The sequence below is a fragment of the Paenibacillus sp. GD4 genome, from assembly GCF_030846225.1.
Taxonomy (GTDB): Bacteria; Bacillota; Bacilli; order Paenibacillales; family NBRC-103111; genus Paenibacillus_G; species Paenibacillus_G silviterrae.
Map to the genome: position 1 here is coordinate 1,348,266 of NZ_JAVCYK010000001.1, position 23,042 is coordinate 1,371,307.

Sequence of the window (23,042 nt, forward strand, 5' to 3'; positions counted from 1 at the left end):
TCTTATACAGGCATATAACGCCATATTTCCACCTTCAGCGCACACTGCCCGCACTATGCTCTTCTGTTCGTCATCCTTGCGCTTTACACTCGCTTTACATGCAAAAAAAAAAGCCCTGACCGTTAGGCCGGGGCTTCAATCGCTGTTATTACTTCTTCAGGCTATCCCAGGTTGACTGGAACTCCGTCAGCATTTGGTCCTTCGTCTTCTGCTTCGCGATGTAAGCTTGGATCGAAGCCGCGAACTTCTTGGAGGAAGCTTCGCCGCCAGGGAATTTAAACCAGTTCCAGCTAAGTGTTTTGTTAGCCTTGGAATAGGTTACGATATCGCCGGCCAACGGTCCGAGGATCGCAGGGTCAGCAGGGATGGTTGTGAATGCAGGGATAAATTTGAATTGCTCGACAATGTATTTTTTCCCTGTGTCGGAAGTAACAAGCCAGTTCAAGAACTTCTTGGCTTCTTCCTTGTTAGGGGAGTTCTTGTTGATTACCCAGTTGTTCGGTACGCCAACAGGCAGTTTGTCATTCGCCGCCGCATCATCGCTGATCGGCATAGGCAGGAAGCCCACCTTCAGGTTTTTATTCGTTTCGGTCAGCTGAAGCTGCGTCCAGTTCCCTTGCTGCGTCATAGCCGCTTTTCCGGTTGCAAACTCGGTAACCTGCGTTTTGTAGTCCGTTTGCAGCGGGTTCTTATTGCCGTAAGTAAGCTGAAGGTCAAGCAGCTTCACCCAGTTGTCGAATGCCGCATTGCCCGGAATTTTGGCAGTGCCCTTGTTCAGGCCGTCGATGAATGCATTCGGATCCGGCTGATACGCGAAAGGAAGATTCACGAAGTGGTTCCCGAGTACCCACCACTCGCCGTAGCCGTTAACGAATGGCGTAATGCCCTTCGCCTGCAGCTTCTTCGCCGCATCCTCCAGCTGGGAGTACGTCTTAGGCGTTTCGGTAATGCCTGCTTGGGCGAACAGATCCTTGTTATACAGGAAGCCGTAGCCTTCCAGGTTCAGCGGCTGGCCGTACAGCTTGCCGTTTTTCGTCATTGGCTCTTTCGCAACAGGGACAAGATCCTTCACCCATGGCTGATCGGAAAGATCCTCGAGGTGCTCGAGCCATTTTTCCATATCGGCGAAGCCGCCGTTATTGAAAATATCAGGCTTATCGCCGGAGTTAAACTTCGCCATCAGAGCCGCACCGTAATCGGAGCCGCCGCCGACCGTTTCGATTTGGATCTTCACGCCCGGATTCTGCTTCTCATATTCCGCTACCAGCTTGGCAAGCGGTTCGGCAATTTCTACTTTAAACTGAAACATTTTCAGCGTTACGTTTTTCCCGCCTGCTGCACCACCTGCTGCGCCGCCTGCATTCGGAGTCTCTTCTTTCTTTGCGCAGCCTGCCGCCAAGGTCAGAGCCATGACGGATGCCAAGCTAAGGCTAACCACTTTCTTCATCTTCATTGTGGTACCTCCCCTAATCTTTTCACTTAGTATGTGTTATTTACCTAACATTTATTGAAAGAAAATCGATCGACCGAGGCCGACCTCTTTTTCTTGCAATCGCTTGTTTTTTTGAAAACGCTTTGATTTCCCTTGTGATGACATTGTAGCTTGAGCTCCACCCTTCCGAACACCGAGAATATTGAACGAAAAGGTGGAGAATATTGTTTTTCCAATTTTTCCGATTTGAAAACCTAGCCTTTAACGGAACCGGCTGTAATTCCTTCAATAATATATTTCTGCATAGCCAAGAAGAAGATGATGATCGGCAGCACCCCGAGGACCAAGGCGGCCAGCGCCAGATCCCACTGCTTCGTATATTGACCGAAGAAGGAGAACGTTGCGAGCGGAATCGTCCGCAAATCCGGGTTGCTCAGCACAAGGGACGGAAGCAGGAAGTCGTTCCAAATCCATAAGCTGTTCAGAATGATGATCGTAACCGTCATCGGCTTCAGCAGCGGGAATACGATTCTCCAGAATACACCGTATGGGGACGAGCCGTCTACCCTTGCTGATTCTTCTATTTCAAGCGGAATCGATTTGATAAAGCCATGGTACAAGAACACGTTCAGGGAAACCCCGAAGCCAAAGTAACAAATCATCAAGCCGATGCGGCTGTCCATGAGCCCCACTTCACTGGCTACCCGAACGAGCGGAATCATGATGGATTGGAACGGAATGACCATCGCAGCAACGAACAGCATGAAGATGGTGTTATTGAGCTTCGTCGGACGACGAACCAAACGATACGCTGCCATCGAGCTGATCAGAACCAATCCGAGGTTACTGAACACTGTAATGAGCAAGGAGTTGGTGAACACCTTGGGAAACTTCATGATCGTCCATACCTTCATATAGTTGCCGAAGTATAAGGAGCTCGGCAAATTGGCGGAGTTGATCAGCAGCTCCGAGAAGGTTTTCATGGAGTTCACAATGACAAAATAGAACGGGACCAGGAACAAAATGCCGATGATAATCCCGATGATTTCAAGAAAGAGCAGCTTGCCGCCGTAAGAACTCTTGTTCATTACACCTCCACCTCCTTACGCTTCGTCAATGTCACCTGAACCATTGTGATTAGGGCAACGACGATGAAGAAGATCACGGCCTTCGCTGTACCTAAGCCGTACCGGTTATTGCGGAACGCTTCTTCATAAATGTTCAGCGCTACGGATTCCGTGGAGTTGAACGGACCGCCTTTGGTCAAAGATACGTTCAAGTCGTACATTTTGAATGCCCAGGAAATGGCAAGGAACAAACATACCGTAACCGCCGGCATGATCATCGGAATGGTAATCTTGCGAAGTGTCTCCCAGCGAGTCGCTCCGTCAATATAAGCGGCCTCAAGCAGCTCTTTGGGTACGTTCGCCAGAGCAGCGATATAAATTACCATCAGGTAACCGGCTGTTTGCCATACGCTTACGATGACAAGACCCCAAAAGGCTGTAGGAGCATCTCCGAGCCAAGGGAGCTTAAAGAACGCAAGATCCGTCAACTCGCCAAGCGTCGCAAAGCCCTTGACGAAAATAAACTGCCAAATGAAGCCCAGCAGCAAGCCGCCGATGACGTTCGGCATAAAAAATACGGTACGCAGCACATTTCTGGATTTAAGCGCTTGAGACAGCAATAAAGCCAAGCCGAAGCCTACCAGATTAGCCAGCAATACCTTTGCTATGGTAAACCGCGTGGTAAACCAGAAGGAACGGTGGAAATCTTGATCGTCGACCAGAATGCGTTTGAAATTATCGAAACCTACCCACTTGACGTTCGAAGTTACGCCATTCCACTCCGTGAAGGAGTAATATAAGCTCATGACAAACGGGATAACAATAATGATAAAGAAGAACACGACAGCCGGTCCAAGAAACACCAGCCATTGCAGCCCTTCGCTAGAGCGTTTTGATCCCATGACGTTTCCCCCTTTATGAAACTTTTCTTATTTTGGCAAATTGCTTTAAAAGTATACACCTAGTATAAAATCCGCTGTCTCTTTGACACACTGACTCAGGTGACGAAAGAGGTGGAATTTATTGACCTATACTGATACAATAATGGCGCTGAGCCTATTCCCGTCGATCGAGGAGCTGCCGTTATGGTAAAAAACAGCATTCGAAACAAACTGATTCTCTTCCTGTTAGTCGCTACCATTTTGCCGATCGCCACCTCGATCTGGATTACGTATTTCTTCACCAAACAGAACATTACGGCGGAAACCATCCGGCAAAATTCGAACTTAATATTTCAGGGAAAGACCAACATTATTAATTATTTTAATATCCTGCAGCAAACCTCTTTGTTTCCATATACCGACGAAGAGTTGTATAGAGCGATCGAGAACCGCTTAGGCTGGGACTATCTGAGCACGGCGGAGGTCACCCGAGGGCTGCAGCGAATCGCCGGCACGCTGCGCGAAATTCACCAGGTGTACCTGTATGTGGCCAGCACGAACAAGGCTTATCTTCATGTCCAAGGGATCCTTCTGCGGAATGAGGGCCCTGAGCCGAAGATTGTGGCTCCGCTCGGGAATGCGGAGGTCATCCTCGAGCCAACCCATGCAAGTCATGGCTATGGCGTTAAGGGTCTGTATGTTCCTCCCGGCACGGCCGTCGTTACCTTCCATCGCGCTCTGGTGAATGCGTTGACAATGCAAACGCTGGGGACATTGTCTATCGATGTGAATTTGGAGCGCCTGAAGACGATTTGCGAGCAGCTGTACAGCAAGGGTGAGGAGGAGCTTTTCATACTGGATGAAAAAGGTACCGTGATTTACGGTCCTGATCCTGAGCTCTCCGGAAAGGTGCTGCAAGAGGAATGGGTTGCACATCTTACCGGGCTGGAAGAGGCGAAGGGCAGCTTCGAATGGAGTAAGGATCACTTCAAAGGCATTCATATTTATGAACGGATGGAAACGCCGTATATGAAATGGACTCTGGTCAAACGGGTTCCGGATGAGGTGTTATACCGGAATGCCAGGAAGCTGACGCAGCTCAATTCGCTAATCCTGCTGTTTTTCCTTGTTGTCGTTATTATTGCAACCCTGGTCATCTCGTTTCGTTTTACGGCGCCCATTCGGGACTTAATCCGATATATCAGCCAAATTCAGACCGGTAATATGAACGTCGATATTCATGTCAAAAGTCAAGACGAGCTGGGCATTCTCGCGAACCGGTTTCGGCTTATGATGCAAACCATCAATAATCTAATAACCGAGGAGTATCGTCTGGAGATAGCCAATAAGACGAATCAGCTTAAAGCGCTGCAGGCCCAGATCAATCCTCACTTCCTATATAACTCTTTGCAATCCATTGGAACCCTGGCCCTGCAGCACAATGCGCCGAAGATTTATTCCCTGCTCTCTTCGCTCGCCAAAATGATGCGTTACAGCATGAATACGAATGAAACGATGGTGCCCTTGAGCAGCGAGCTTCAGCATGTAAAGTCTTATTTGCAGCTGCAAACGCAGCGCTTTGAGAATGAGCTGGATGTTACCTACGAGATTGATCCTTCTACCGTGTCCGTAACGGTTCCTAAGATGATTTTGCAACCTATTGTGGAGAATTACTTCAAGCACGGGTTCGATCCGAGCCTGGGCATGGGACGAATTTTTATCGCAGCCCAGTGGAGCGAAGACTCAACCGGACTTAGGCTTATCATTGAAGATAACGGCAAAGGAATGAACGAGGAAGAAGCCGCCGAGCTGCAGACACGCTTGCTTCATCCTAGAGAATCCGAGCAAGGAGAAAGCATCGGTTTGATGAATGTTCTCCTGCGCTTGCAGCTTTATTACACCAAGGAAGCGGAAATGCGGCTGACGAGGAAAGAGCCGTCCGGGCTGCGCGTTGAGCTGTGGCTGCCGGTGCGTCCGACTGAGGAGGGGAAATAAATGAGAGCCATCATCATAGATGACGAGAAGCATGTACGGGAAGCAATCAAGCTGCTCGTCCCATGGGAACAATACGGGATCGAAGAGGTGTTTGAGGCCCAGGACGGGCTGGAGGCCTCACGTATGATTGTCAGGGAGCGGCCGCAGCTTATTTTCACCGATATGATGATGCCGCAGAAAAGCGGGGTAGAGCTGCTGGACTGGCTTCAGGAGCACTATCCCCACGGCAAAACGATCGTGATCAGCGGGCACGATGACTTCGAGCTGCTGCGGCATACGATTAAGGCCGGCAGCGTCGACTACATCTTAAAGCCTATCGATGCCGATCAGCTGCTGAGCGCCGTGAGTAAAGCCGTAACGCAGTGGCAGCAGGAGGAGGCCGAGAGGCTCCGCCAAACCGAACGTAACATTGAGAGAAATCAGTTCAAACCGGTTTATTGGGAAAAAATATTATCCAATCTGATCGCAGAGCCTACCGGCTATGAATCCCATGCTGAGGCTTTAACGAAGGAATTCGGTCTGAGTCCGGCCGTTACGACATGCCGTTTAGGGATCATCAGTCTCGATACAATGACCAAGGGATTGAAGGAGAAATTCGCGGCAAATAAGGATCTGCTGTTCTTTTCCCTAACTAACATTGCCAACGAACTATTGATAGAGGGCGGCGAACGCCGCGGCGTTGCCTACCGCTACTGGAACAGCGAGGACGAAATCGCCGTGCTGTTGTTCTCCGGGCTGGCCGGGGCTGAATCGTTGCTGTCCCGAATCCAAAGTGCGATCAACGACGTTTACTACAGCACTTTGGATATCGGTGTCAGCATGACCGCACGTTTCCCCAGCGGCATGACCCAGGCTTACATGGAAGCCCGGAAAGCCCTTCGCACGCGCAACCTCTTGTCCGGCCAGAAGGAGGTTCACGTCTTCGATCCGGCATCGCCTTCACCCGGCAAGCTGCTATCCTTTACGGATTACAGCGAGGGGGTGTATCTTGCCGTGCGGAGCGGCAGCGAGGATCAGATCCACAGGTCGCTCGATGTATGGCTTCAGGCGGTACGGGAGCTGAAGGTCATCACCATCGACCAGCTGGAGCTGTGGTGGTACGAATACAACGTCATGCGCAGCCGCTGGCTGTCCGAGCTGTTCGGGGAGCAGCCGCCTCCGCTGCCGTCGGCAGACACTGCAGCCGCCTTCTTCCTCCCCCTGGATTCGGAAGGAATGCTGTCGATTGAATTATGGGGGAAGGAGCTAAGCGATAGTTTAATCGACTTGTCCAAGCGGTTTTTGTCCTTTCAGCACCGGGAAAGCAACGTCATCTTCGACATTGCAAAGTACATTCAAAACCATTATCATCAGGATATTACCCTGCAAGAGATTGCAAACCATTTTTACTTGAGCCGTGAATATATTTCCCGTAAGTTCAAACAAGAATTTCAAATCAATTTGTCTGATTATATCAGCAGCATTCGGATCGATAAGGCGAAGCTGCTGCTGCTGAACCCGAACCTTCGCATCTCGCAAGTTGCGGCGATGGTCGGATATGAGGACGAGAAATATTTTAGCAAGGTGTTCAAGAAAATGGTTGGTCTCTCTCCGAATGAATTCAGGAAGGTGAAGCAACCATGAATACTCCGCTCGAGCCGGGAGCTCCCCAGGCCGTCGCGCGCGCTGCAAAGCCGAAAAATGTAAAACCGAGAACCTATATGTTTCTGTTCATGGCTTGGACCTTGCTTATCGCCTTAGGTGTTTTGGGGGCCAAGCTGTATACCGACCATCTGAAGGAGCAGCTGGCCAAGGAGCTTGCCATTCAAACGGAAGCACAGCTTGCGGCGGCTCACGCAGATTATGAGAAGCAAATCAGTGCGCTCAAGGACAGTATCACCTCGGACATGGCGAACATGCAGAGCAAGATCGACTCGATCAATGAGCTGTTGGCCTTCACGAAGGATAGCGCCAACTCCAAGACGGACAACAGCAACCAGCTCTATACTCAGCTTGCCGACGTGAAGAAGAAGCTGGACGAGCTGAAGAAGAACCTGGATGCTCTGCAATAGAGGGTGACGCTGCCATGATGAATCCCATTCAACAGATGAACCGTACCTTCCTCTTAGCCGTCGCACCTTTTCTTGGCGCCATGCTGTACTTGCTGATCTCAACCTTCAGCGTACAGCTCCCAGAGCTGGCGAAGCCTGCTTCCGTTCCCTTTACGATGGAGAACGATTTTACTACAACCTCACAGAAGCTGGATCAGATGAAGGCAGATGCCACGGTGACCCGAAGCACGATTGAAAAATATTATCAAATCTACGAGAAAAGCGCCTCCGAGGTAGCCGGGATGGTCACCTCAGCCGATGCCGCGATGAAACGTCCTCTGTTTATATTCGACAATCACATTGCCTCCAAGCTGGGCGGCAAGGTCACCCGCTCGACCTCCTCCGCCAATATCGATCTGAAGCTTTATACGTTCGATGATCCCCGGTATCGGGGCTACGCCTTAAAGGTGGATCTCAAAACGGATAAAGCGATGCGCATGGTGCTTGGGAAGGATCAAGTCGGAGGCAGCGAAACGACATTGGATGCGGCCAGACGTTACAGCGCCGTTGCGGGTGTGAATGCCGGCGGATTTGCCGACGACAGCAAAACCGGTAAACGATATCCGCTGAGCACAACCGTCTTGAACGGCAAATATGTGTACGGCTTCTTCCCCAGCACGGATGACTTGACCTTCATCGGCATGAGCACCGACCGCAAGCTGATCGGCGGCAAGTTTACGCGGCAGGCGGATTTGGACAAGCTGAAGCCGGCCTTCGGCTCCACCTTCGTTCCGACACTGCTCCTCGGCGGCAAGAAGCAGCCGATCCCGGCGCAATGGCAAACCTCCCCCGCGAGGGCCCCAAGAACGGTCGTCGGCAACTTCAAGAATGACCAATTGATCTTTCTTGTGACGGACGGCTATGACGAGAAGGGCAATTCCGGCGCTACTCTGGCCGAGCTGCAGGATAAGCTGATCGGGCTCGGGGTGAAGGATGCTTATAATCTTGACGGAGGAGGTTCCTCCTCGCTCGTCTATGACGGCCAAGTCATCAATCGCCCGTCCGACGGACGCTTACGGCTGATGCCGACGCACTTTTTATTTTTCAAATGATGCCAAATGTTCACACAAATATAATTTTCTTTTCCTTATGGGTTGGTTATAATATAGGGCAGGAGGTGCTTTCTCATGTCGGCAACATTCTGGATTTTTATGGTGACGATTGCGATGTTTATCGTTGCTATTCTTACCGCTGCATATAACGATGACAAAACAAAGGGTCTGTAATAGCATTTGCGTTCTCAAAATACACACAGAAAAAAAGCATCACGTCCTTGCTGTTTAACAAGGGTGTGATGCTTTTCTTTATGTACTTCCTCGAATGGGCTTCGATAGAAGCTTTTCTTATTCTCCGAGCACTTCGTTCCGTTCGCCCTTAATGCCTTTCATCTCACCGAGACATTCGGCACAAATATGTCTTTCCTTGAACTCGCTAACTTGCTCCATAGAGCTGCAGAATACACAGCGCGGACGGTAACGCTCGAGGATGATGTGATCTCCGCTGACGAGAATTTCTACAGGGTCACCTTCATTCATCTGATACCGTTTACGGAGCGATTTCGGCAGAACAATTCTCCCCAGCTGATCGACTTTCCTTACGACTCCTGCCGGCTTCATCATTAATTCACCTCTCTTTTCACACAAAAAAAATCGGAACACCTCTATTCATATTCGATGTTTGTGTGAAAATTCCTTCCCAGAGCCGCTAGTTTTTTCCTATTTTTCGGTTACGATAGGCCGGCAAACCCGGTTTGGCGCAGTCCCTCATAGAGGATAATGGCTGCCGAATTCGACAGATTGAGCGATCTTACCGCATCTGACATCGGCATCCGCATGAGCTGCTCCGGATGAGCCTGCAGAATATCGTCCGAAAGTCCCTTGGTCTCTTTCCCGAATACGAGGAAATCTCCATCCTGGAAGGCAATATCCGTATAGAGCTTCTTCGCCTTCGTCGTAGCGAAGAAAAAGCGCCCGTCCTTATACTTCTCCTTGACCTCTTGGAAGGAGTCGTGGTATTCCAGCTTGACCGAGTGCCAGTAGTCGAGCCCCGCCCGCTTCAGCGTGCGGTCATCGGTGTCAAAGCCGAGTGGCCTAACCAGGTGCAGCCAAGTGCCCGTCGCCGCGCAGGTTCGGGAAATATTGCCTGTATTCGCAGGGATCTCGGGCTCCACCAATACAATATGAAATGCCATGATTTTCTTGTCACCTCGCTTGCCGTTACTCATTATACTACATTTCGCGACCTAATTTTACACTCGTTTTACGTTTTCTTAATATGCTCATGATAGTAGGCTGGCATAATAAGAACATAAGGCTTAATGTAAAGGAGTATGCGGGGCATGTTGAAGAAAAAAATTTTGGTCGTCGACGATGAGCCTTCGATTTCCATGTTAATAGAGTTTAACCTGAAGCTTGTAGGCTTCGAGGTCCATTGCGTGTACGACGGCGAGGCAGTCTTCCAAGCCATTCAGCAGTTCCGTCCTGACCTGATCGTACTTGATCTGATGTTACCTAAAATGGATGGAATCCAGGTATGCCGCAAGCTGCGCAACCAGAACAATCTGGTGCCAATCATCATGCTGACCGCCATGCAGGACCTGTCCGACAAAATCGCCGGTCTCGATAACGGGGCGGACGATTACATGACCAAGCCGTTCAGTCCGCAGGAGCTGATCTCCCGGATTCAAGCCATTCTGCGCCGCATTCAAACCCTGCCATCCGCAGCGGAGAATACGCCGATCAACATTGGCCACATTGTGATACAGCCGGATCAGCGCGAGGTAACGCTCCGTGGCGAGCCGATCGAGCTCACGCCCAAGGAATTTGACCTGCTGCTTTTCCTATGCAAGCATCGCGGCAAGGTGCTGAGCCGCCAGCAGCTGCTTCATGGCGTCTGGGATTATCACTTCTTGGGAGATACGCGTATCGTCGATGTCCATATCAGTCACCTGCGCGACAAGATCGAATCGAATGCACGTACACCCGAATATATCATGACCATTCGCAATGTCGGCTACAAGCTTACCGAACCGGCTGTGAAGGAGTCACTGGCCTAACCATAAAATGAACCTCCATCGCACTTCACTTGGTGTGTCCGGGGTTCATTTTTTTGTTTGCAAAAAAAGAACCCGCGAGCGATTTGCATCGCCGCGAGTTATCCGCTTCTTACCCGTTACGCTTCTGGAAATCGACCATGAAATCCGCCAATGCCTTACAAGCTTCGTAAGGAACGGCGTTGTACGCCGACGCCCGGATTCCGCCTACGCTGCGGTGACCTGCCAAACCTACGAAGTTGTGCTGCTCGGACTCCTTCACGAACTTCTTCTCCAGCTCTTCGCTTGGCAAGCGGAACGTCACGTTCATAATGGAACGGCTGTCCTTATCGATATTGCCTTGATAGAAACCGCCGCTTGCATCGATCGCATCATAGATCAATCCGCTCTTCTCGATGTTGCGCTTCTCCATTACCTGTACGCCGCCTTGCTCCTTCACCCATTTCAGCACAAGGTTCACCATGTAGATGGAATGCACCGGAGGTGTGTTATAAAGCGACTGATTCTTCGCATGGGTTGTATAGCGCAGCATCACCGGTATATGCTTAGGCTCTTCTTGAAGCAAGTCATCGCGAATTACAGCAACCGTTACTCCGGAAGGACCCAGGTTCTTCTGTGCGCCCGCGTAGATCATGCCGAATTTCTTCGCGTCGATCGGACGGCTCAGAATGCCGCTGGTCATGTCGCCGATCAGCGGGATATTTCCCGTATCCGGAATTTCCGTGAATTGCGAGCCTTCAATGGTGTTGTTTGTCGTCATGTGAAGGTAAGCGGAATTCGGATCCAGCTGAATATCCGATGCCTTCGGCAGGCTTCTCCAGTTTCCTTCCTTGTTGGAAGCAGCGATGGCAGCTTCGCCTACGACCTTGCCGTCCTGATAAGCTTTCTCCGAGAAGCTTCCCGTAATCACATAGCTGCCGACCTTACCCTGCTTCAAGAAGTTGAGCGGAATCATGGAGAACTGCATGCTTGCGCCACCGCCGAGGAACAATACCTGATAGCCGGATTCCAGACCGAGCAGCTCCAGCAGGAGCGCTTGCGTTTCTGCATTCAAGGCTTCATACTCTTTGCTTCGGTGGGAAATTTCCATTAACGACATACCGATGCCGTTGTAATCTACGAATGTTTGCTGAGCTTGCTGCAGCACTTCGAGGGGAAGGGCCGCAGGACCCGGGTTAAAGTTGTAAGCGCGCTTCGTCATTGATTTCACACCTTCGCTTTACATATAGGATATGGCTATGATAGCAAAGTTTGTCGCTTCGCATCAAGTAGTCCGTTACAATATTCAGGAAACGTTCGAACATTCGAAAGGAGCGTGCCGATTCTTGTCAGAGTTACGGCTGTTTATTGCTGTCCCGATCCCATCCCGAGTGAAGGACTCGCTTAAAGGCTACATGCTGGATTTACAGGCGAACCTCTCGTTTCAAAAATGGGTTCATCCCGATGATCTTCATATTACCCTGAAGTTTCTAGGCGGTACCCCGGTGAAAATGAAAGAGAAGCTGGAGGAGCAGCTGGCATCGCTTGCTAACGGCCTGTCCCCTTTTCACCTGTCGGTTGGAGAGCTCGGCGCCTTCGGCAAGCCCTCTGCACCCGGCGTCCTGCAAGCCGGTGTCCACGGTGACACAGATGCGCTGAAGCACATGCACAGGCGCGTAGAGCAGCTTGCAGCAGCACATGGCTTTGCGCCGGAGGAACGCCCCTACAAACCCCATATTACGCTTGCCCGCCGATACGTGGGGTCTGAACCGTTCCAGCGCCTGTGGGCTCAAGAAGCCGTCCTCCCCGCGAAGGGAAGCTGGAGCTGGGAAGTCAATGAAATCGTCCTTTATCAAAGCCATCTCGGGCGCAAGCCGATGTACCATGTCCTGCATACGTTCCCTCTGCAGGGACAGCCCGCCCTTCAAAAGTAATGTCTTCTAGCAAAAAGCCTCTGCGGCCCACTTGCCGCAGAGGCTTATATGATATTCGTATAAGTGCCGAATCTTACAGATCGAAGTACAGGGAGTACTCGTGCGGATGAATCCGGATGGATACCGCCTTAGCAGCATCACGGTGCAGAGCGATGTAGTTGTCGATGAAGTCTTTGGAGAATACTCCGCCTTCAGTCAAGAACTCATAGTCCGCTTCCAGAGCGTTAAGCGCCTCATCCAAGGAGCCTGGAACGCTGCGGATTTCGCCTTTCTCCGCATCGGACAGCTCGTAGATGTTCTTGTCGAGCGGACCGTAGCCCAGAGCGCGAGGATCGATTTTCTTCTTGATGCCGTCGAGGCCCGCAAGAAGCATAGCTGCGAAAGCAAGGTAAGGGTTAGCAGTGGAGTCCGGAGTACGGAACTCAATACGGCAGCCCTTCGGTGTAACTGCTGCAACCGGGATACGAACTGCTGCAGAACGGTTACCCTTGGAGAAAACCAGGTTAACTGGTGCTTCGTAACCAGGAACCAGACGCTTGAAGGAGTTCGTGGACGGGTTCGTGATTGCGATCAGAGCCGGTGCATGGTACAGGATGCCGCCGATGTAGTGCAATGCCATTTCACTCAGGTTAGCGTATCCGCCTTTTTCATAGAACAAAGGAGTGTCGCCGTTGAAGATGGATTGGTGAACGTGCATACCGCTGCCGTTGTCGCCAAAGATCGGCTTCGGCATGAAGGTTGCTACCTTGCCGTATTGTCTTGCTGTATTTTGTACGATGTACTTATATTTCATCAGGTTGTCGGCTGTCTTAGTCAGTGTATCGAAACGGAAGTTGATCTCGCCTTGACCGGCAGTCGCCACTTCGTGGTGATGACGCTCGATGCGAAGACCGGATTCCATCAGCAAGCGACACATTTCGCTGCGGATATCTTGTTGGGTGTCTGTAGGACCTACAGGCACATATCCACCCTTGTGCCCAACTTTAAAGCCAAGGTTGCCGCCTTCTTCCTTACGGTTCGAGTTCCAGTGAGCCTCTTCGGAATCTACAAAGAAAGAAGAAGTGTTTTGCTTTGTTTCGAAACGAACTTCGTCGAAAATGAAGAACTCGGACTCAGGAGCGAAGAATGCTGTCGTACCGATGCCAGTCGTTTGAAGATATTCTTCAGCCTTCTGAGCGATGCTGCGCGGGTCACGGTCATAACGCTGTCCATCCGGAGTGTGGATGTTACACATTACTACAAGTGTCGGATGCGCAGTGAAAGGATCTACAAACACGGATTCAGTGTCCGGAATCATGACCATGTCGGATTCTTCGATACCTTTGAAGCCAGGGATAGAGGAACCGTCGAATGCTACGCCGTTCTCACCAAGTACCGCTTCGTCTACTTCCACCGCCGGAAGGGAAATGTGATGTGCTCTGCCGCTCAAATCAACGAAACGGAAATCAACCCACTCAATACCTTTTTCTTTGATGATATTTAATACGTTTTGAACTGACATGGTCTCGCTTACCTCCTAAATTCCGAACATTCTTGCTTGTTTGTTCGTGTATTGTTCAAGTTTTTTATTGATCTTGGTCATATTATAAAACGTTCCGCCAAGAATCGTCAATACTTATGTGAGGTATTTTTTATCGAGGTGTTAGGTATGCTGACATACAGCCATGGTTTGTTCACATTTTGTACAAACAAAAAGCTTGACTCCCTGTAACCCCAGGGAAATCAAGCCTTTTTACTACAATATGATATGGGAATCAGGCCAAAATCGGCTCTTTTTTCGTGTCAAAACGCTTCCCGCAGAGCGGAGCCAGCTTCTCCAGATCCTGCATCAGACGGGCAAACTGATCCGGGAAGAGCGACTGTACCCCGTCACCGGTCATCGAATTGTCGGGATCGGTGTGCATCTCTACAATCAATCCGTTGGCTCCTGCCGCCACCGAAGCCTTACTCATCGGTTCCACCAGCTCCCGGCGTCCGGTTCCATGGCTCGGATCGGAGATTACCGGCAGATGGCTGAGCGATTGCAGCACAGGAATGGCTGATAAATCGAGCGTGTTACGTGTGTAGGTTTCGAATGTTCGGATTCCGCGTTCACAAAGCATAACGTTCGGATTTCCGCCTGCCAGGATGTATTCCGCTGCATTTAAGAATTCATCGTAGGTTGCGCTGAAGCCCCGCTTCAGCAGTACCGGCGTTTGGATCGTACCCAGCTTGCGGAGAAGGTCGAAATTTTGCATGTTGCGGGTACCTACCTGCAATATATCGGCGTATTCCGCGCACACATCCACATACTCCGGAGTCATAACCTCCGTGATCGTAAGCAAGCCATGCTTCTTGCCGGCTTCCGCCATCATCACGAGGCCTTCCACTCCTGTTCCTTGGAAGCTGTAAGGACCAGTTCTCGGCTTGAAGGCTCCCCCGCGAAGCACTTGAGCTCCCGATGCTTTCACCAGACGCGCGATTTCATCAATTTGCTCCGGGGATTCCACCGCACACGGTCCGCCCATGATGACGAGCTGCTCTCCGCCGATCTCCACATCCTTAATCTTGATCACGGTGTTATCGGGATGGAAGTCACGGCTCGCCAGCTTGTAAGACTTCGAAATCTTAACCACCTGCTCGACACCGGACAGCTGACGTATCTGCTCCGCCAGCACGGGAGTCGCCTTCCCGATAATGCCGATGACCGTCCGGTCCACACCGCGCGATACATGAGCCTTTACATCATGCTTCTCAATATGAGCTACAATCTCTTGAATCCGCTCTTCCGACGTTTTATTATTGATGATCGCTATCATAACCATCCACTCCCATTGGACAAGTTTTTCGCACTTAGACGCTTCGACGCTTATACGCTTTTAAGCTTTTAATCGCTAAAGTAAATATACAACGAAGGTCAGCCCTTCGTCAATACCTTCTTTATTTTATTCTTATCCGTTGGAGCCTGGAACAAGATGTACCGTAGCGCGCCGAAGCTTTCTTTTCTCCTCCCGGCGTCTGCTGACCCACAGCAGCAGCTGTCTCACGGGAAAGAACATCAATAACCCAAGGAGGGGCCCTACGATGACACCCCCGGCAAACAATTCGAGATACAGCTTCACAAAATGATCCAGCCAGCCCGGCAGCCAGTGGTATAACATATGCTGCAATCCTTTGGGCAGCACCGCTACGCCGATTTGACGCATGAGAAAGGTCATCGGAATATAGATCAGCTTCCCGATAACAAAACCGATCATCGCTGCGGCCATGCTTGCGCGAAGCAAGTAGACGAGCGGAAAGATCAGAAGGAAGGCAACGCCTCCGGTAGGAAGGGTAAACATCTCCACTGCCAGACCGATGGAGAAGCCCATAGCCACCATGCCGGGTCCTCCCTTCGCCCTGATCAGCTGAAGGTACTGCAGCCGAAACCAACGGGGAACATTTCGCAAGTGAAAGGATTTCCTGCTCTTAGCTGTATTCATTGCCATTCTGTTATCTCCCTTCCCTCGCCTCTAGTTCGAATGATTATCCTTCCGCGGCCGTCTTCTGCTTCGCGGCAGGTATTAACCGGTTCATATTGACTGTCCGCTTAAGCTCCCAGGTGTTCGGATCATCATTCCGGTACTGCTCAAGGTAGCTGATGACCTCCTTCGTGATCGGTGTCGGAGTCGAAGCCCCCGAGGTGACGGCAACTCGCCTTACCGGCACGAGCCATTCCCGCTTCAACTCACCCAGGTCAGCAATACGGTAAGCCTTGACCCCGGCAATTTCTTCAGACACCTGTGCAAGACGGTTTGAATTGTTGCTCCTCGGGTCGCCCACAACCAGCACGAGATCCGCATCCTTCGCCTGCTCTGCCACCGCTTCCTGTCTTACCTGTGTGGCAAGACAAATTTCGTTGTGAATTTCCGCTTTCGGGAAGCGCTCCAGCAGCTTGCTCATAATATGCTTAATATCCCATTGGCTCATCGTCGTTTGGTTGGTAATGATGATTCGGCTGTCATCCAGCTGAAGAGAGTCGATTTCCTCCAGCTTCTCGATCAAATGTACTCGGCCCGGAGCCACTCCGACCGCTCCTTCCGGTTCCGGGTGGCCCTTCTTCCCGATGTAAACGACATGGTAGCCCTCGGCCGTTTTCTCCTTGATCAGATCATGCGTCTTCGTCACATCCGGACACGTGGCATCCACCGCGGTCAAGCCTTTCTCCCTAGCCCGTTTGCGTACCTCCGGCGAAACGCCGTGCGCCGTGAAAATAATCGTGCCCTTTTCGACCTGATCCAAAATATCCAGACGGTTCGGACCATCCAGCGTGACGATCCCTTCCTTCTCGAAGTATTCGGTCACATGCGCGTTGTGCACAATCATTCCCAATATATATACAGGCCTCGGCAGGTCAAGATTTTTGGCCGTTTGCATTGCCAGCGCCATAGCGTCGACAACTCCGTAGCAATAGCCTCGAGGCGAGATTTTAATTACATCCATGGTAAGGACACCTGCTCATCTGTCGAATTTTTGTATATGATCTATTATACCCGATTCTCGGAAGAGAGGGAATTCACGTTTATCACAGTGCCCGGGATACGGGATCCCTGTGAAACCGGGAGCCAGATGACAAAGGTGCTTCCTTCCCCTTTGCGAGTTTTCACCTCAATGGAGCCGTGGTGCTCATCAATGATCCATTTGGCGATCGACAGACCGAGGCCTGTCCCGGCCTTCTTCCCGCGCGATACGTCAGCACGGTAAAACCGCTCGAAGATGTGGGGCACCTCTTCTTTGTCCATACCGATGCCCGTATCGGAGATCCGGATGCCGATCTGGGTAGCTGACTTCATAGTATCAAGGCGAACATAGCCCTCATCAGTGTACTTAAAGGCATTTTCGATAAAAATAAACAAAAGCTGCTTCAAATAGTCCTCGTTGCCGAAGACCTGCACCCCTTCCGCAGCCGTCAAATCCCCTACCTGCCATTCCACGGTGCGGGGAAGCATTTGCGCCTTGCGGGCAATCTCCTCCATCAGGGAGTCCATGGCGACCTCGGACTTCGCCATCTGTACCCCGGCATCGGCACGGGCAAGCGACAGCAAATCCCCGACAAGGCGCGACATGCGCTCCGCCTCGCCGGCAATGTCATGCATGGCCTCCAGGGAGAGCGCCAGCTTCGGATCCTCCTCCGGAGAACCGGCCGGTGCCTGCAGCGAGGCTTGCTTCCACATTTTCTCCAGAAGCTCTACATTGCCTCTAATCGTTGTGAGCGGCGTTCGTAGCTCGTGGGAGGCGTCGGACACGAATCTTCTTTGCGTGCGGTAAGCCTCCTCCAGCTCGGTATACGCCCCTTGAATCCGGCCCAGCATACCGTTAATCGTACTGGTTAATCTCCCGATTTCGTCTCCGGGACCATGATATTCAATCCGCTTCTCCAGATCCGTCCCGTTCTCAATCTGGTTCGCAGCCGCGATGACCTGATCAATCGGGCGAAGCGCCTTGCGGGCGAGGAACCAGCCTACCGTACCGGCAAGGATAATGGTAGCCAATGCCGTCACGGCAAGAATCCACCGCATCATAATAAAAAATCGCTCATGCGGCTCCAAAAAAATCGCCGCCTGCATCACCCCGGCCAGCTGCGGTACTCCGCCCGGTGCTACGAAAAGCGGGGAGCTGTAAACAAGAAATCGCATATCATCAACCTTGACGGTCTCAAAATAACTTACCTTCTGCGCCAACCGCTGCACCCTTTTCTCATCCAGCTTGGGCAGCTCCACATCCGACATCTCCAAATTTGCGGATTTACTGATTCTTCCGTTGCCCAAATTCACGACTTGAAAGAAGGTATTCCCGCTCCGCAAATAATCGCGCCCCTCCAGGACAAGATCCACACTAAGACCGTTCAGCGTAACGGCAAGCCGCGGCTGAATCCGCGACTCTACGCTTGCGGCCTGCGACTGAAGGTCCTCCTCAAGACTGCTGAAGTAACTATAATGAAGAAAAATATAAAGACCAACGCCGAAAAGCAGCAGCGTTGCGCCGAGGATGGTTGAATACCACAGCGTAAGCCGAAGCCGAATTGACATTTAGCCCTCACCTCGCAGCACATAGCCGGCGCCGCGGACGGTTTGAATCATTCGCTTGCCGCCATGCTCCTCCGTTTTTTGCCTCAGCATGGCAATGTATACCTCAAGCACGTTGGACTCTCCGCTGTAATCATAGCCCCATATTTTCTCCATGATCACGTCCCGGGAAAGTACACGCTTCGGATTCTGCATGAACAGGTGCAGCAGCTCGAACTCCTTCGTTGTGAGATCAATCCGCTGACCCCCACGGTACACCTCGCGCGTGTCAAGATCCATAAACAGCTCTTGGAATTGCAGCCGGTTTGTGGCCTGATCCGTCTTATCGGCTGCCTTGCGCCGCAGAAGAACCCTAATCCGGGCCAGCAGCTCCTCAAGCGCAAACGGCTTGACCAAATAATCGTCCGCGCCCAGATCGAGTCCCTTCACCCGGTCGGCGACCTCATCCTTGGCCGTGAGCATCAGCACAGGCACCTCGAACCCGCCTTCCCGAATGCGGCGTACCACCTCCCAGCCATCCAGCTGGGGCATCATTACGTCGAGAATGACAGCATCCGGTTCATGCTCCAAAATTTGCTTTAAGCCGTCCATCCCATGGTTGGACGTCAGCACCGTGTACCCTTCGAACGCCAAGCTGCGACGGAGCATCGAAGTGATTTTCTCATCATCGTCAATGACCAATATTTTTTCTCTCATCTGCTGAACACCTGCCTTACCCTCATTGTATCCAAACCGAATCCGTCAGGCAAAAAAGGCAGAGGCGCTTACCCCTGCGCACTCTGCCCCTTTATGGCAATCGTTACTTCTGTTCGGCGTTCCGGTCGCCGATGATAACATCTATCGGCATCTTCTGACCATTGCGGATCACGGTTAAAGTGACCTTGTCACCGACCTTCAGCTTCTTAATGCTGCTGGAAAGCTCCTCGGACGTCTTCACCTTAGTTCCGTTCACCTCTGTGACGACGTCATATGGTCTCAGACCCGCCTGGAATGCCGGACTTCTGCGCTCGACCTGCGAAATGATGGCGCCGTCAGTGTTGTCCAGCTTCAGCTCCGCAACCCATTCCTTATCAATGTTGGCCAGCTGTACGCCGATGTACGGGATCGGCTCCTTCGGAATCTTCACGTTGTTCTTCAGGTTATCAAGAACCGCGGATACCGTGCTTGTCGGAATCGCGAAGCCGATACCTTGCGCCTGTGCGCTCACCGCAACGTTGATCCCGATCACCTCGCCATTTGTGTTCAGCAGAGGACCGCCGGAGTTCCCCGGGTTGATCGAAGCGTCCGTTTGAAGCAAATGCTGATAGTTTCTAGTACCCTTCTGATCCGGAATCGAGATCGGACGTTCCTTTGCGCTGAGCACACCTACGGTTACCGTATGGTCGAAGCCATAAGGGTTACCGATTGCCACGACCCAATCTCCTACATTGAGATCGTTCGCATTGCCGAGCGGAAGCGTCGGGAATTCCTTCTCGCCTTCAATCTTGAGTGCGGCAAGGTCAAGATCGTAGCTGTTGCCGAGCAGCGTTGCTTTGAACGGCTTATCATAGCCCTGCACCGTCACCCAAATTTCATCCGCACCCTCGATGACATGCTCATTGGTCAAGATATAGCCGGATTTTTCGAAAATAAAACCGGTTCCCATCCCGCCTGGCTGCAGCTGATCGTTGTTATTGGGCTGCTGCTGACGGTTGCCGCCGAAGAAGTCATCTCCGAAAAATTGACGGAAGAACGGATCGTCGAAGAGCGGATTGCTGCTGCGGCCGGTGCTCTTGGACTTAACCTTGGTTTCAATCTTCACGACAGCGGGGCTGGCTTGCTGCACCATCTGCGAAATATTGTTCGGTCTTCCAAGATCCAAATTCGTGGAAGTAACACCGCCGTCATTCACCAGCTTGCCGGAGCCCGAACTGCTCGAGCTGCCGTTGCCTGCCATGACACCCTTGGTGCCTGTAAACAGGTTCGTTGTATCGGCTGCAAACATCAGACCGCCAACGACGACGGCCCCTGCAAGGAAAGCGGTGAAGGCGCTCTTAAAGCGGGACGATTTCTTCGGCTGGCCGAACTGCCAATTCCCCATATTGCCGTTAGCGGATGGCGTACGTGGCGCCCCCTCGTCGGAGGATGTGAAGCTCATCGAGCGGAGCGGCTTAGGCGGTGTCACCTCTACCGGCGTTGCGCCTGCCTGCTCCTCGGATACGGGCTCCTGCGACTTGTAAGGTCCGTAGGAGTAGTAATACGACTCACGCTCTTCGCTGTCCTTCCTGATGCCGGACTGCTGCTCTTTATTGTTCGATTCTTCGCCCGGCGTGCGGAAAAAATCGCTATAGTCTCTTTTGTTGTTGTCGTCCATAGAGAAAACCTCCATTCATATCTTCAAGCATTGTAAGATGTAGGATGATGTAGTTTTTATTCTTGACTTTATCATGCATCCGCAACCTTAAAGCAACCTTAAAATTAAATAAAATGGAGGTAAAACCTTAGCAAAATTAATGAAGCCAGCTGCGCTCCACTTCCTGTAACATGTCCTTTGCCTGCTGAACCCATTTATCATCTACTGGAGCATCCTTATCCACCGGCTCTTGGAACTGATCAACGAGAGCTCCATAAGTGCGTATTTGGGCTTCCTTATCGAGACCTTCATTATATACGTGCTTCAGAACAAAAGGCGTGCCGACTCGAATCACGGCGTCGGTTGCATCCGTATCGCCTTCCAAGCGTCCGTGCGTCACCTCGAACGGGATCCGCAGCCATACCTTATGCCCCTCATCCAAGTATCTGTCGAAATAGCCATGCTCGTAATCCCAATTACCGCCCAGCACAAATTCAAACGAATGTAAGTAATTTCTTATTTTATCAAAAGGCTCTTGCGTATTCTCGATGCTCGAGTTGATCGGGATCATGTCGGTTCGCCTCCGCTGCTTTTTCTATTCGTTTCCTACTCATTAGATTGATCGGATTGGGGGAAAATTATGCCGATGTCAACTATGCCGAGGATCACAACGAACTACCATCATTTGATGTTATTAATTCTTACGTAATTCGTTGACATAATTATCATCAGAACCGTATAATGAGGGGCGTCAGTTCAATCTATTGTACGTTTTTTAAGGAGATGAGCTTCATGGATTTAGCCACTCTCGCCAGCGGTCTGGATACCATTTGGGTTGTCCTTACCGCTGCGATGATTCTGCTGATGGAAGGCGGCTTTGCCTTGCTGGAGGCTGGATTCGTCAGACAAAAAAACGCGGTCAGCATCATCATGAAGGTTTTTGTCGATATTGCATTCGGGGCTCTCATCTTTTTCTTCTTCGGTTTCGCCCTTATGTATGGAAAGGATGCCGGCGGTTTGATCGGAACTACAGGCTTTTTGATGGGAGGAGATCTTACACATATCGATCTCTCCATCTCTCATGACACGTATTGGCTGTTTCAATGCGCCTTTGTCATTGCTGTCATTTCCATCGTTTCGGGTGCCGTAGCCGAAAGAATCAATTTTCACGCCTATATTTTGTTTACGATTGCAATGACGGGCCTCATCTATCCCATCGCAGGACACTGGGTATGGAGTGCCGGCGGCTGGCTGGGCAGCCTCGGTATGGTCGATTTCGCTGGTTCTGCCGTCATTCACGCGCTTGGCGGCTTCTCCGCTCTGGCTGCGGCGATCCTGGTGGGCCCGCGTATCGGTAAGTTCAGCGAGAACGGCACTCCCAATATTGTCCCCCCTTCCAATTTACCGCTCGCCTCTGTTGGCGCTTTCATCCTTTGGTTCGGATGGTTCGGCTTCAACTCCGGCAGCACGCTGAGCGCAACAAACGGAAACATTGGCCATATTGCCGTAACGACGATGCTAGCCGCCGCTTCGGGCTGTGCCGCATGCATCTTGTTCACCATGATCCGTTACCGTAAAGCGGATCCGCCAATGGTCATCAACGGGTCGCTTGCCGGACTCGTCGGAATTACGGCGGGCTGCGCTTTCGTTAGTGACGCTGCCGCTATTCTGGTCGGCGCAGTATGCGGCATCGCCATGGTGTTCGCCACCGAGTTTCTTGAATCCAAGCGAATCGACGATCCGGTCGGCGCCTTTGCCGTTCACGGTGTAAGCGGAAGTATCGGCACGTTGGCCGTTGGATTGTTCGCTAAGCCGGAGCTGATCGAAGGTGTGGGGCAAGGCTATCACGGCCTCTTCTATGGCGGCGGTTGGAGCCTGCTCGGCATCCAAGCGTTAGGACTTGTAACCGTAAGTCTCTGGGGCTTCGCCTTGAGCTGGCTGGCTATGAAGGTGATCGGCAAGCTGATTGCGATCCGTGTCAGCCGCGACGAAGAGCTGGTCGGACTTGACGTCGGGATCCACGGCGTACCCGCCTACAGTCAGGAGCATGATTTCATCGAGCTGGATCGGTTAAAAATAGAGAGATAACCAAAGCCCCGCAGGCAGCCTGCGGGGCTTATTTTAACTGGACAAGGACCCGTTCCCGGGCAAGCTGCCGAAGCGGCATAACATAAAAAGGAGGCTGCTTCCTTGGCATGCATACACCTTAGGATTCAACCTCTATAGCTTCTAGCCT

At 51.5% G+C, this 23,042-nt stretch carries 21 protein-coding genes; 7 read left to right on the forward strand and 14 right to left on the reverse strand.

Annotated elements, in window-relative coordinates; translation table 11 throughout:
• Positions 1-148: 148 nt before the first annotated feature.
• The 3 genes from RAC89_RS06455 to RAC89_RS06465 form a co-directional block, all read right to left on the reverse strand.
• Positions 149-1,447 carry an ABC transporter substrate-binding protein gene (locus tag RAC89_RS06455; RefSeq protein ID WP_373430006.1) on the reverse strand — a complete coding sequence of 433 codons (1,299 nt, stop codon included), beginning with the start codon at positions 1,445-1,447 and terminating at the stop codon, positions 149-151.
• A gap of 239 nt (positions 1,448-1,686) precedes the next feature.
• The gene (locus RAC89_RS06460) at positions 1,687-2,520 is read right to left on the reverse strand and encodes a carbohydrate ABC transporter permease (protein ID WP_306612530.1); all 834 of its coding nucleotides are present in this window, start codon (positions 2,518-2,520) and stop codon (positions 1,687-1,689) included.
• Entirely contained in the window at positions 2,520-3,401 is an 882-nt protein-coding gene (locus tag RAC89_RS06465; protein WP_306612531.1) for a carbohydrate ABC transporter permease, read from the reverse strand. Before RAC89_RS06465 ends, RAC89_RS06460 begins: the two co-directional genes overlap by 1 nt.
• 183 nt (positions 3,402-3,584) lie before the next feature.
• Between RAC89_RS06465 and RAC89_RS06470 the strand changes: the two genes are divergently transcribed.
• From RAC89_RS06470 to RAC89_RS06485, 4 genes are read left to right on the forward strand one after another with little or no spacing between them, the layout of a single operon-like run.
• Positions 3,585-5,375, forward strand: a complete 1,791-nt coding sequence (locus tag RAC89_RS06470; RefSeq protein ID WP_306612532.1) for a sensor histidine kinase — start codon at positions 3,585-3,587, stop codon at positions 5,373-5,375.
• Entirely contained in the window at positions 5,376-6,998 is a 1,623-nt protein-coding gene (locus tag RAC89_RS06475) for a response regulator (protein ID WP_306612533.1), read from the forward strand.
• Positions 6,995-7,426: a hypothetical protein gene (locus tag RAC89_RS06480; protein ID WP_306612534.1), complete on the forward strand. Its 432-nt coding sequence runs from the start codon at positions 6,995-6,997 to the stop codon at positions 7,424-7,426. Before RAC89_RS06475 ends, RAC89_RS06480 begins: the two co-directional genes overlap by 4 nt.
• Positions 7,427-7,443: 17 nt before the next feature.
• Positions 7,444-8,517 (forward strand): phosphodiester glycosidase family protein, encoded by a 1,074-nt coding sequence (locus RAC89_RS06485; RefSeq protein WP_306616057.1) that lies wholly within the window; start codon positions 7,444-7,446, stop codon positions 8,515-8,517.
• A 291-nt stretch (positions 8,518-8,808) separates the two neighbouring features.
• Here RAC89_RS06485 and RAC89_RS06490 read toward each other — a convergent pair whose 3' ends face one another.
• Together RAC89_RS06490 and trmL are read right to left on the reverse strand one after the other, a co-directional pair.
• The gene (locus RAC89_RS06490) at positions 8,809-9,081 is read right to left on the reverse strand and encodes an AbrB/MazE/SpoVT family DNA-binding domain-containing protein (RefSeq protein WP_284644932.1); all 273 of its coding nucleotides are present in this window, start codon (positions 9,079-9,081) and stop codon (positions 8,809-8,811) included.
• A gap of 110 nt (positions 9,082-9,191) precedes the next feature.
• A complete protein-coding gene (gene trmL / locus RAC89_RS06495; protein ID WP_306612535.1) occupies positions 9,192-9,656 on the reverse strand; it encodes a tRNA (uridine(34)/cytosine(34)/5-carboxymethylaminomethyluridine(34)-2'-O)-methyltransferase TrmL in 465 nt (154 codons plus the stop codon).
• Positions 9,657-9,803: 147 nt separating this feature from the next.
• Here trmL and RAC89_RS06500 point away from each other — a divergent pair, with 147 nt between their 5' ends.
• On the forward strand, positions 9,804-10,520 hold the full coding sequence (locus RAC89_RS06500) for a response regulator transcription factor (RefSeq protein WP_284641312.1): 717 nt from the start codon (positions 9,804-9,806) through the stop codon (positions 10,518-10,520).
• A gap of 109 nt (positions 10,521-10,629) precedes the next feature.
• On the opposite strand, the gene serC is transcribed toward RAC89_RS06500, so the two are convergent.
• Positions 10,630-11,718 carry a 3-phosphoserine/phosphohydroxythreonine transaminase gene (gene serC / locus RAC89_RS06505; RefSeq protein ID WP_306612536.1) on the reverse strand — a complete coding sequence of 363 codons (1,089 nt, stop codon included), beginning with the start codon at positions 11,716-11,718 and terminating at the stop codon, positions 10,630-10,632.
• 124 nt (positions 11,719-11,842) lie between these two features.
• On the opposite strand from serC, the gene thpR reads away from it, so the two are divergent.
• A complete protein-coding gene (thpR, locus tag RAC89_RS06510) occupies positions 11,843-12,430 on the forward strand; it encodes an RNA 2',3'-cyclic phosphodiesterase (protein WP_306612537.1) in 588 nt (195 codons plus the stop codon).
• 73 nt (positions 12,431-12,503) lie between these two features.
• On the opposite strand, the gene glnA is transcribed toward thpR, so the two are convergent.
• From glnA to RAC89_RS06550, 8 genes are all read right to left on the reverse strand, one after another.
• Positions 12,504-13,931: a type I glutamate--ammonia ligase gene (glnA, locus tag RAC89_RS06515; protein ID WP_284641315.1), complete on the reverse strand. Its 1,428-nt coding sequence runs from the start codon at positions 13,929-13,931 to the stop codon at positions 12,504-12,506.
• A 253-nt stretch (positions 13,932-14,184) separates the two neighbouring features.
• Positions 14,185-15,228: a 3-deoxy-7-phosphoheptulonate synthase gene (gene aroF, locus RAC89_RS06520; protein WP_306612538.1), complete on the reverse strand. Its 1,044-nt coding sequence runs from the start codon at positions 15,226-15,228 to the stop codon at positions 14,185-14,187.
• Between the two features lie 132 nt (positions 15,229-15,360).
• Positions 15,361-15,897: a DUF2062 domain-containing protein gene (locus tag RAC89_RS06525; RefSeq protein WP_306612539.1), complete on the reverse strand. Its 537-nt coding sequence runs from the start codon at positions 15,895-15,897 to the stop codon at positions 15,361-15,363.
• A gap of 37 nt (positions 15,898-15,934) precedes the next feature.
• Positions 15,935-16,891 carry a 4-hydroxy-3-methylbut-2-enyl diphosphate reductase gene (locus RAC89_RS06530; protein ID WP_306612540.1) on the reverse strand — a complete coding sequence of 319 codons (957 nt, stop codon included), beginning with the start codon at positions 16,889-16,891 and terminating at the stop codon, positions 15,935-15,937.
• 44 nt (positions 16,892-16,935) lie between these two features.
• Positions 16,936-18,477: a sensor histidine kinase gene (locus tag RAC89_RS06535; protein ID WP_306612541.1), complete on the reverse strand. Its 1,542-nt coding sequence runs from the start codon at positions 18,475-18,477 to the stop codon at positions 16,936-16,938.
• On the reverse strand, positions 18,478-19,170 hold the full coding sequence (locus RAC89_RS06540; protein WP_306612543.1) for a response regulator transcription factor: 693 nt from the start codon (positions 19,168-19,170) through the stop codon (positions 18,478-18,480).
• A 103-nt stretch (positions 19,171-19,273) separates the two neighbouring features.
• Positions 19,274-20,827: a S1C family serine protease gene (locus tag RAC89_RS06545; RefSeq protein WP_306612545.1), complete on the reverse strand. Its 1,554-nt coding sequence runs from the start codon at positions 20,825-20,827 to the stop codon at positions 19,274-19,276.
• A gap of 136 nt (positions 20,828-20,963) precedes the next feature.
• Positions 20,964-21,377 (reverse strand): YugN-like family protein, encoded by a 414-nt coding sequence (locus tag RAC89_RS06550; protein WP_306612546.1) that lies wholly within the window; start codon positions 21,375-21,377, stop codon positions 20,964-20,966.
• Positions 21,378-21,598: 221 nt separating this feature from the next.
• Between RAC89_RS06550 and RAC89_RS06555 the strand changes: the two genes are divergently transcribed.
• Positions 21,599-22,894: an ammonium transporter gene (locus RAC89_RS06555; protein ID WP_306612547.1), complete on the forward strand. Its 1,296-nt coding sequence runs from the start codon at positions 21,599-21,601 to the stop codon at positions 22,892-22,894.
• Positions 22,895-23,042: the final 148 nt, after the last annotated feature.

Coding starts and splice junctions, on each gene's coding strand:
- RAC89_RS06455 (WP_373430006.1), bottom strand. CDS start 1,447: ATGAAGAAAGTGGTTAGCCTTAGCTTGGCATCCGTCATGGCTCTGACC.
- RAC89_RS06460 (WP_306612530.1), bottom strand. CDS start 2,520: ATGAACAAGAGTTCTTACGGCGGCAAGCTGCTCTTTCTTGAAATCATC.
- RAC89_RS06465 (WP_306612531.1), bottom strand. CDS start 3,401: ATGGGATCAAAACGCTCTAGCGAAGGGCTGCAATGGCTGGTGTTTCTT.
- RAC89_RS06470 (WP_306612532.1), top strand. CDS start 3,585: ATGGTAAAAAACAGCATTCGAAACAAACTGATTCTCTTCCTGTTAGTC.
- RAC89_RS06475 (WP_306612533.1), top strand. CDS start 5,376: ATGAGAGCCATCATCATAGATGACGAGAAGCATGTACGGGAAGCAATC.
- RAC89_RS06480 (WP_306612534.1), top strand. CDS start 6,995: ATGAATACTCCGCTCGAGCCGGGAGCTCCCCAGGCCGTCGCGCGCGCT.
- RAC89_RS06485 (WP_306616057.1), top strand. CDS start 7,444: ATGAATCCCATTCAACAGATGAACCGTACCTTCCTCTTAGCCGTCGCA.
- RAC89_RS06490 (WP_284644932.1), bottom strand. CDS start 9,081: ATGAAGCCGGCAGGAGTCGTAAGGAAAGTCGATCAGCTGGGGAGAATT.
- trmL (WP_306612535.1), bottom strand. CDS start 9,656: ATGGCATTTCATATTGTATTGGTGGAGCCCGAGATCCCTGCGAATACA.
- RAC89_RS06500 (WP_284641312.1), top strand. CDS start 9,804: ATGTTGAAGAAAAAAATTTTGGTCGTCGACGATGAGCCTTCGATTTCC.
- serC (WP_306612536.1), bottom strand. CDS start 11,718: ATGACGAAGCGCGCTTACAACTTTAACCCGGGTCCTGCGGCCCTTCCC.
- glnA (WP_284641315.1), bottom strand. CDS start 13,931: ATGTCAGTTCAAAACGTATTAAATATCATCAAAGAAAAAGGTATTGAG.
- aroF (WP_306612538.1), bottom strand. CDS start 15,228: ATGATAGCGATCATCAATAATAAAACGTCGGAAGAGCGGATTCAAGAG.
- RAC89_RS06525 (WP_306612539.1), bottom strand. CDS start 15,897: ATGGCAATGAATACAGCTAAGAGCAGGAAATCCTTTCACTTGCGAAAT.
- RAC89_RS06530 (WP_306612540.1), bottom strand. CDS start 16,891: ATGGATGTAATTAAAATCTCGCCTCGAGGCTATTGCTACGGAGTTGTC.
- RAC89_RS06535 (WP_306612541.1), bottom strand. CDS start 18,477: ATGTCAATTCGGCTTCGGCTTACGCTGTGGTATTCAACCATCCTCGGC.
- RAC89_RS06540 (WP_306612543.1), bottom strand. CDS start 19,170: ATGAGAGAAAAAATATTGGTCATTGACGATGATGAGAAAATCACTTCG.
- RAC89_RS06545 (WP_306612545.1), bottom strand. CDS start 20,827: ATGGACGACAACAACAAAAGAGACTATAGCGATTTTTTCCGCACGCCG.
- RAC89_RS06550 (WP_306612546.1), bottom strand. CDS start 21,377: ATGATCCCGATCAACTCGAGCATCGAGAATACGCAAGAGCCTTTTGAT.
- RAC89_RS06555 (WP_306612547.1), top strand. CDS start 21,599: ATGGATTTAGCCACTCTCGCCAGCGGTCTGGATACCATTTGGGTTGTC.